The following is a 10,245-nucleotide window of genomic DNA, read 5'->3' as shown; positions in this document are numbered from 1 at the left end:
CCGACTACTGGTACGACAACCTGCGCCACCCGGTCCAGTTCCAGACCGCCACCGAAGCCCTGCTCCGCGACGGTTACGCCACCTTCGTCGAGGTCAGCCCCCACCCCGTGCTCATCCAGCCGATCGAGGACACCGCCGACCAACGGCACATCGTCGCGGTGGCCACCATGCGCCGCGACACCACCGACCAGCTCGTCACCGCGCTGGCCACCGCGCACACCCACGGCCTGCCCGTCGACTGGACCCCGCTGCTGCCCGCCGTGACGGCACCGGTCGACCTACCCACCTACCCCTTCCAGCGCCGGCGCTACTGGCTGCACGCCCCCACCACCATCAGCCAGGCCAGCGACCTCGGCCAGACCGCCGCCGAACACCCCCTGCTGGCCGCCGCCATCGAGCTGCCCGACCAGCAGGGCCACCTCTTCACCGGCCGACTCACCCCCACCAGCCAACCCTGGCTCGCCGACCACGCCGTCACCGGCACCGTCCTCCTGCCCGGCACCGCCTTCGTGGACCTGGCCCTGCACGCCGGCCAGCACACCGGGTACCCGCACGTCGACGACCTCACCATCGAGACCCCGCTGATCCTCGACCACGACAGCGACGTGCAGCTGCGGGTAGAGGTGGGCCCCGAGCAGGGCGAGGGACGCCCGGTCAGCGTGCACAGCCACCAGGGCGGCACCTGGACCCGGCACGCCACCGGCACCCTCACCGGCACCGCCCCGGCCGGCGAGCCGGGCATCGGCACCGAGTGGCCCCCGGCCGGCGCGACCCCCGTCGACCTCGACGACTTCTACGCCACCCTGGCCGGCACGGGCCTGCACTACGGCCCCGTCTTCCAGGGCGTGCACGCCGCCTGGCGCGACGGCGACACCCGCTACGCCGACATCCACCTCCCCGACGACCAGGACACCACCGGCTACGGCATCCACCCCGCCCTCCTCGACGCCGCCCTGCACCCGATGGCGCTCACCGACGGTGACGAGGGCGTACGGCTGCCCTTCGCGTGGAGCGGGATCAGCCTGCACGCCGTCGGGGCGACCCGGCTGCGGGTGCGGCTGAGCCGTACCGGCCCGGACAGCGTGGCCGTGTGGGCCACGGACCCGACCGGCCAGCCGGTGGTCACCATCGGCGCGTTGACCGTCCGGCCGCTGGCCGGGAACCGGCTCGCCGCCGGCCCGCGTGGCGGCGACCCGCTGTACCGCGTCCGCTGGACCCCGCTCGACGCGCCGGCCGGCTCGACGGAGGTGCCACCGGTGCTCGATCTGGCCGGGCTCGCCGACATGCTCGCCGCGGACACCACCCCGGAGCTGGTGATCGTGGCGCCCGCCGGCGGGACCGACGGCGGACCGGCGGCGACGCACGACCTGGTCACCCGGACCACCGCCGCGCTCCAGAAGTGGCTGGCCGACGAGCGGCACGCCGCCGCGCGGCTGGTGGTGCTCACCTCGGGCGCGGTGGCCACCGGCCCGGACGAGGACATCACCGACCTGGCCGCGTCCGCGCTCTGGGGGCTGGTCCGCAGCGCCCAGGTCGAGCATCCGGACCGGTTCGTCCTGGTCGACGCGGACCGCCCAGCCGCGCTCGGTCCGGCGCTGGCCACCGGGGAGCCGCAGCTCGCCGTCCGCGACGGCAAGCTGTTCGTGCCGCGCCTGGTCACGGTGGGTACGCCGGAAGAGCCAGCGGCCGCCCTGGATCCGGAGGGGACGGTGCTTATCACCGGCGGCACCGGCACCCTCGGCACCCTACTCGCCGAACACCTCACCACCACCGGCCAAACCCGCCACCTCCTGCTCGCCAGCCGACGCGGCCCCGACGCACCCGACGCGACGGAGCTGGTCGACCGGCTTCAGGACCTCGGCGCCACCGTCACCATCGTCGCCTGCGACACCGCCGACCCCGACCAGGTCCACACCCTCATCACCGGCATCCCCACCGACCACCCCCTCACCGCCGTCTTCCACACCGCCGGCGTCCTCGACGACGCCGCCCTACACACCCTCACCCCCCACCAGATCCACACCGTCCTACGCCCCAAAATCGACGCCGCCTGGCACCTCCACCACGCCACCCACCACCTACCCCTGACCGCATTCGTCCTCTACTCCTCCGCCGCCGGCACCCTCGGCAGCCCCGGCCAAGCCCACTACGCCGCCGCCAACACCTACCTCGACGCCCTCGCCCACCACCGCCACACCCTGGACCTCCCCGCCACCAGCCTCGCCTGGGGCTACTGGGCCCACACCACCGGCATGACCAGCCACCTCACCACCACCGACCAGGCGCGACTCGCCCGCAACGGCCTGCTACCCATCCCCACCGACCACGCCCACACCCTGCTCGACACCGCCCTGGCCGGCGGCGAGCCGACCGCCGTACCGATGCGGTTGGATCTTGTCGGGCTGCGCGGCGGGCCGGTCCCGGCGCTGCTGCGCGGTCTGGTCCGGCCGGTGACGCGGCGGGCGGCGGCCGGCGCGGCCGGCGCGGCCGGCGACGCCGGGTTGGCCGGGCGGCTGGCGGGGCTGGATGATGCCGGCCGCCGGGAGCTGCTGCTCGGAGTGGTCCGCGGCCAGATCGCGGCGGTGCTCGGGCACAGCGTCCCGGAGACGATCGACCCGCAGCGGGCGTTCAAGGAGTTGGGCTTCGACTCGCTGACCGCGGTCGAGTTGCGCAACCGGCTCAACGCCGCCACCGGGCTGCGACTGCCGGCCACCCTGATCTTCGACCACCCGACCGCGTACGCCCTGGCGGGCGAGCTGCTGGCCCGGCTGCTGCCGCACCAGGCGGCGGCCGACCACGCCCCGCTGCCGGCGGCGCGGCCGGTCGACGAGCCGGTCGCCATCGTCGGGATGGCCTGCCGGTTCCCCGGCGAGGTACGCGACCCGCAGGAGCTGTGGCGGCTGCTGGTGGCGCGCGGCGACGCGATGTCCCCCTTCCCCACCAACCGCGGCTGGGACCTGGACGGGCTGTACGACCCGGACCCGGACCACGCGGGCACCGTCTACACCCGGATCGCCGGGTTCCTGCACGACGCGGACCGCTTCGACGCCGAGTTCTTCGGCATCAGCCCCCGGGAGGCCCTCGCGACCGACCCGCAGCAGCGGCTGCTGCTGGAAACCGCCTGGGAGGCCCTGGAGCGCGCCGGCATCGACCCGACGTCGCTGAAGACCACGCCGACCGGTGTCTTCACCGGAGTCATGTACAACGACTACGCCAGCCGGCTCCAGCAGCACACCCCGGACGGCTACGAGGGGTATCTGGGCAACGGCAGCGCACCCAGTGTCGCCTCCGGGCGGCTGGCGTACACGCTGGGCCTGGAAGGGCCGGCGATCACGGTGGACACCGCCTGCTCGTCGTCGCTGGTCGCCACCCACCTGGCCATCCAGGCGCTGCGCAACGGTGAGTGCACGCTCGCGCTGGCCGGCGGGGTCAGTGTGATGGCAACCCCGCACTCGCTGCTCGAGTTCAGCCGGCAGCGCGGGCTCGCCCCGGACGGGCACTGCAAGCCGTTCGCCGACAGCGCCGACGGCACGGCCCTCTCAGAGGGTGCCGGCCTGCTGCTGCTGGAGCGGCTGTCGGACGCCCGGCGCAACGGCCACCCGGTGCTCGCCGTGATCCGCGGCTCGGCGGTCAACCAGGACGGCGCCAGCAACGGCCTCACCGCCCCCAACGGCCCCGCCCAGCAACGGGTCATCCGCCAGGCCCTGGCCAACGCCGGACTGGCCCCGACCGAGGTGGATGCCGTGGAGGCGCACGGTACGGGCACCACCCTCGGCGACCCGATCGAGGCGCAGGCGCTGCTGGCCACCTACGGGCAGGAGCGCGACGAGCCGCTCTGGCTCGGGTCGATCAAGTCGAACATCGGGCACACCCAGGCCGCCGCCGGGGTGGCCGGCATCATCAAGATGGTGCTGGCGCTCCAGCACCGGTTGCTCCCGCCGAGCCTGCACGCCGACTCGCCGAGCAGCCACGTCGACTGGGACGCGGGCGAGGTCGCCCTGCTGGCCCAGGCGCAGCCCTGGCCGGTACGCCCCGACCGGCCGCGCCGGGCCGGGGTTTCTTCCTTCGGCATCAGCGGCACCAACGCCCACCTCATCCTCGAGGAGGCGCCGGCCGGGGCGGCCCGACCGGCGGCCGTCGAACCGCCGTCGGGTCTGCTGCCGTGGCTGCTGTCGGCGAGGACGCCGGCCGCGCTGCGCGCCCAGGCGGCCCGGCTGGCCGGGCACCTGGACGAGCATCCCGAGCTGGAGCCGGCCGCCGTGGCACACGCCCTCGCCACCACCCGGGCCACCTTCGCCCACCGCGCGGCGATCGTGGCGCCGGCCGGTACGCCGGGCGACGAGCCGCACACCGCCGCGGACCTGATCGCGGCGCTGCGCGCGCTGGCCTCCGGTGGCTCGCACCCGGGGCTGGTCCGGGATCCCGGCGGTGAGCAGCCGGCCGGCGCGGGGAAGGTGGCGTTCCTGTTCACCGGCCAGGGCGCCCAGCACCCCGGCATGACCGCCGACCTCTACGCCCACTTCCCCGCCTACGCGACAGCCCTCGACGAGGTCTGCGCCGCCCTCGACGCGCACCTGGAGCACCCGCTACGCGAGGTCATGTGCGGCCAGCACACCGACCTGCTCATCCAGACCCGCTACACCCAACCCGCCCTGTTCGCCGCCGAAACCGCCACGGTCCGCCTCCTCGACACCTTCGGAATCCGACCCGACTACCTCATCGGACACTCCATCGGCGAGTTGACCGCCGCGCACATCGCCGGCGTCCTCGACCTGCCCGACGCCGCGAAACTGGTCACCACCCGGGCTCGGCTCATGCACGGCATGCCGGCCGGGGCCATGCTCGCCGTCACCGCGCCCCTCGACCGCATCCGGCCGATCCTCGACGCCCACCCCGATGTCAGCCTGGCCGGACACAACAGCCCCACCTCACTCGTCCTCGCCGGCGACACCCACACCATCGACGCGATCGCCGCCCAACTCACCGCCGACGGAGTGCGCGCCCGCAAACTGCACGTCGCGCACGCCTTCCACTCCGCCCACACCGACGCCATCCTCGACGACTTCCGCGACGCCGCCACCGGCGTCACCTACCACCCGGCGTCGCTGCCCATCGTGTCCAACCTGACCGGGCAGGTCGCCACCTACCAGGAGCTGTCCGACCCCGACTACTGGGCACGCCACATCCGCGAAACCGTCAACTACAGCGCCGGCACCGAAACCCTGCACACCCTCGGCGTCACCCACTTCATCGAAGTCGGACCCGACGCCACCCTCACCACGCTCACCCGGGAAACCCTCACCGACGCCACCGCCATCCCCACCCAGCAGCGCGGACACGACGGAACAGGCGCGCTGCTCACCGCCCTGGCCACCGCCCACACCACCGGCCTCGACGTCGACTGGGCGCCCCTGCTCCCCGCCGGGCCGGTCCCGGCGGAACCGCTGCCCACGTACGCGTTCCAGGAGCAGCGGTACTGGCTGCACGCCGACGCCACCGTCGGTGAGGCCGAGGACCTCGGCCTCAGCAGCGCCGGACATCCGCTGCTGGGCGCCGCCATCGAACTCCCCCACGAGCAGGGGCACCTCTTCACCGCCCAGCTCTCCGCCGGGTCGCACCCGTGGATCGGGGACCACACCGTCGGCACCGCACACCTGCTGCCCGGCACGGCGTTCGTCGACATCGCCCTGCACGCGGGGGCGCACACCGGACACCCGTACCTGCACGAGTTGACCATCGAGGCGCCGCTGGCGCTCGACGCCGGCGTCCCGGTGCGGCTCCAGGTCGAGGTCGGCGCCGCGAACGACGCCGGGCTGCGACCGGTGACCGTACGCTCCCGGCCGGCCCGCACCGACGACGACTGGACCCGGCACGCCGCCGGCACGCTGAGCGCCGTCGCGCCCAGCCCGGCCGCTCCCGAAGCGGCCTGGCCGCCGGCCGGCGCCGTCGAGGTCGACGTGGACGGTCTCTACGCCGACCTGGCGGCCTCCGGCCTGCACTACGGGCCGGTGTTCCAGGGCGTGCAGCGGGCCTGGCGGGCCGGCGACACCATCCACGCCGAGCTGAGCCTGCCGGAGGGCACCGACACCGGCGGGTACGGCGTGCACCCGGCGCTGCTGGACGCGGCCCTGCACACCATGGCCTTCCTCGACCCGGTGGACGGCGTCCGCGCCTGGCTGCCGTTCGCCTGGGCCGGTGCCGGGCTGCACGCCCCGGCCGGCGAGTCGCTGCGGATCCGGCTGCGCCGCACCGGCCCGGAGAGCATCAGCCTCGACGCCGTCGACGCCGCCGGTGGGCCGGTGCTCACCGTCACCTCATTGGCCGTCCGGCCGCTCCCCGCCGACCTCGCCGGCAGCGCCGGGCAACCGGCGCCGAGGTACCTGCTGGACTGGGTACCGCTGGCCACCGACCCGGCCCCGGCGACCGGCACGTACCCGACGTTCGGCCCGGCCGACCTGCTCGCGGCGCTCGCCGACGGCACCGCGCCGGCCGGCACCGTGCTGCTGCGACCCGACCCGATCGACGGGGACGTGCCCGCCGGGACGCACCGGACGGCGGAACAGGTGCTCGCGGCCGTCCGCGGCTGGCTCGACGACGGCAGCGGCCGGCTGGTGGTGCTCACCCGTGGGGCGGTCGCCGTCGGGGACGGCGACGACGTACCCGATCTGCCCGGCGCGGCGCTGTGGGGCCTGGTCCGGGCGGCGCAGAGCGAGCACCCCGACCGCCTGCTCCTGCTCGACCACGACGACGACCCGGGCACCCTCGCCGCCCTGCCGGCGCTGGTCGACGCCGCGGCCGCGGCGGGCGAACCGCAGCTCGCGGTCCGGGACGGCGCGGCCCGGGTGCCGCGGCTGGTCCGCGGCCCGGCCGCCGACGCCCCGCCGGTCACCCTCGACCCGGCCGGCACCGTCCTGGTCACCGGCGGCACCGGCACCCTCGGCGCGCTGCTCGCCGGCCACCTGGTCGACCGGTACGGGGTCCGCCGGCTGCTGCTGGTCAGCCGGCGCGGGCCGGACGCCCCCGGCGTTCCGGATCTCGTCGCCCGGCTGACCGCCCTGGGCGCGGAGGTCGAGGTGGCCGCCGGTGACCTCGGCGATCCGGTGGCGGTCCGCGCGCTGGTCGCCGGGATCGACCCCCGGCACCCGTTGACCGCGGTCTTCCACACCGCCGGGGTGGTCGACGACGCCGCGCTGCACACGCTCACCCCGGACCGGCTGCACGCCGTGCTCACGCCGAAGGTGGACGCGGCCTGGCAGCTGCACCAGGCCACCCGGGACCTGCCGCTGGCCGCGTTCGTGCTCTACTCCTCGGCCGCCGGCATCCTCGGCGGCGCCGGCCAGGCCAACTACGCCGCCGCCAACACGTTCCTCGACGCGCTGGCCGGGCACCGGCGGGCCCGGGGCCTGCCCGGCACCAGCCTCGCCTGGGGGCTCTGGGCGGAGTCCAGCGGCATGACCGGCGGGCTGGGCGACGGCGACCGGGCCCGGATGGCCCGCGCCGGCATCCGCCCGCTGGACACCGCCGCCGCGCTGGCCGCGCTGGACGCGGCGCTGGCGCAGCAGCAGGCGCTGGTCGTACCCGTCGGGTTGGACCTGCCCGCGCTGCGCGGCCCGGACGTGCCGGCGGTGCTCCGCGGCCTGGTCCGCACGCCCGCGCGGCGTCCGCCCGCGGCGGCGCCGGCGCCCGCCGGGGCCGGCCAGCTGGCCGCGCTGCCCGGCCCGCAGCGCGACCGCTTCCTGCTCGACCTGGTACGCCAGCAGGTGGCCGGCGTGCTCGGGCACGCCACCCCGGCGGCGGTGCAGCTGCGGCGCGGCTTCATCGAGATGGGCTTCGACTCGCTGACCGCGGTCGAGCTGCGGAACCGGCTCAGCGCGGCCACCGGGCTGCACCTGCCCACCACCCTGGTCTTCGACCACCCGACGCCGATCGCGCTGGTCGACCACCTCAAGGCGGAACTGGCGCCGGACCCGGCCGCGGTGTTCGCGCCGCTGCTGACCGAACTCGACCGGCTGGCCACCGCCGCCGACGAGCTGCCCACCGACACCGACCACCACCGGGACGTGGTGGCCCGGCTCCAGGACCTGCTCGGCCGGCTCACCGGCACGCCGCAGCAGGCGACCAACGGCGGGTCCGCCGGCACCGATCTGGACGCGGCGACCGACGACGAGATCTTCAGCCTCATCGACAACGGGCTTTAGGGGTTTGACACCATGAGCAACGAAGCCAAGCTGCGCGAATACCTGAAGCGGGCCACCGCCGAGCTGCAGCAGACGCGGCAGCGTCTGGTCGATGTGGAGGCGGTGGCGCGGGAGCCGATCGCGGTGGTCGGCATGGCGTGCCGGTTGCCCGGTGGGGTGCGGTCGCCGGAGGAGTTGTGGCGGCTGCTGGCCGAGGGGCGCGACGCGATCTCGGAGTTCCCGACGGACCGGGGCTGGGACGTCGAGGCGCTGTACGACCCGGACCCGGACGCGGCGGGCCGCACGTACGTGCGCGAGGGCGGCTTCCTGCACGACGCCACCCTGTTCGACCCGGCGCCGTTCGGGCTCAACCCGCGCGAGGCGCTGGCGGCCGACCCGCAGCAGCGGCTGCTGCTGGAGACGGCCTGGGAGGCGTTCGAGCGGGCCGGCCTCGACCCCACGGCGGTACGCGGCAGCAGCACCGGCGTCTTCGTCGGCGTCATGTACGACGACTACGCGTCCCGGCTGGAGCACGCCCCGCCGGCCGGGTTCGAAGGGATGATCGGTAGCGGCAGCGCGCCGAGCATCGCCTCGGGCCGGGTGGCGTACACGTTCGGGTTGGAGGGCCCGGCGATCACGGTGGACACGGCCTGTTCCTCCTCGCTGGTCTCCGTGCACCTGGCGGCGCAGTCACTGCGCAAGGGCGAGTGTGAGATGGCCCTGGCCGGCGGCGCGACGGTGATGGCCACGCCGAAGGCGTTCACCCAGTTCAGCCGGCAGCGGGCGTTGTCGCCGAGTGGGCGGTGTCGGGCGTTCGCGGACTCGGCGGACGGCACGGTGTGGGGTGAGGGCGTCGGCCTGCTCCTGCTCACCCGCCTGTCCCACGCCCGGGAACACCACCTACCCATCCACGCGGTGATCGCCGGATCCGCGATCAACCAGGACGGCGCCAGCAGCCAACTCACCGCCCCCAACGGGCCGGCACAGCAACGCGTGATCCGCCACGCCCTGACCAACGCCGGTCTCACCCCCGCCGACATCGACGCCGTCGAAGCCCACGGCACCGGAACGACGTTGGGCGACCCCATCGAAGCCCAAGCCCTGCACGCCACCTACGGCCGCCACCGCCACCACCAACCACTCTGGCTCGGCTCCATCAAATCCAACCTCGGCCACACCCAAGCCGCCGCCGGCGTCGCCGCCATCATCAAAATGATCCAAGCCCTCCACCACGGCCTGCTCCCCCAAACCCTGCACATCGACACCCCCAGCAGCCACATCACCTGGGACCCCACCGCCGTCGCCCTGCTCACCGACGCCCAACCCTGGCCGCAGCACCCCGACCGGCCCCGCCGCGCCGGCATCTCCTCCTTCGGCCTCTCCGGCACCAACGCCCACCTCATCCTCGAAGAACCCCCCGCCGACACCACCGCACCCGGCAGCGCCATCCCCCCGCGCGAAGCCGGCGGGACCGCTCACCCGGACTCCGCCACCATCGCCACAGACCAGGCCAATGCTGAGGCCAGGCCAGGGGCCGGGACCGAAGCTGCCACCGCGGGCGGAAGCAGGACGGGCACCGCGAACGCGACCAGGGCCGGAGCCGCGAGCACGGACAACACCGACCACGCGCCGGACGTCCCGCCGGCCGACGACGCCGCCGACACCGCGCCCGTGCCGCTGCTGCTGTCCGGCAAGACCGCCGCCGCCCTGCGGGCTCAGGCCGACCGCCTCGCCACCCACCTGGAAACCCACCCCGACACCGCGTTGGCCGACCTCGCCGGGACGCTCGCCCACCAACGCGCCCACCTCGACCACCGCGCCGTCGTCGTCACGGCGAACCACACGCACGCCGTGAACGCGCTGCGGCACCTCGCCGACGACCAACCCCACCCCGACCTGATCACCGGCCACGCCACCGACCCCGGCCGCATCGCCCTCGTCTTCGCCGGCCAAGGCTCCCAACACCCCGCCATGGCCCACGAACTCCTCAACCACCCCGTCTTCGCCACCCACATCCACGCCTGCGACACCGCACTCGCCGCCCAAGGCCACACCTGGTCCATCCGGG

Annotated in this window: 2 protein-coding genes; both read left to right on the top strand. The window is 75.0% G+C overall.

Features of this window, described 5'->3' with window-relative positions; translation table 11 throughout:
• A partial coding sequence (locus LQ51_RS13205; RefSeq protein ID WP_046565649.1) for a type I polyketide synthase occupies positions 1 to 8,198 on the top strand: 8,198 nt, incomplete at its 5' end.
• A 12-nt stretch (positions 8,199 to 8,210) separates the two neighbouring features.
• Positions 8,211 to 10,245, top strand: a 2,035-nt coding sequence (locus LQ51_RS13200) for a type I polyketide synthase (RefSeq protein ID WP_046565647.1), incomplete at its 3' end; no start/stop codon positions are given.

Origin of the sequence: Micromonospora sp. HK10, from assembly GCF_000982955.1 — a bacterium.
GTDB lineage: Bacteria > Actinomycetota > Actinomycetes > Mycobacteriales > Micromonosporaceae > Micromonospora.
Note: the sequence above shows the minus strand (reverse complement) of the source record. Positions and strands in the feature narration are given on the sequence as shown.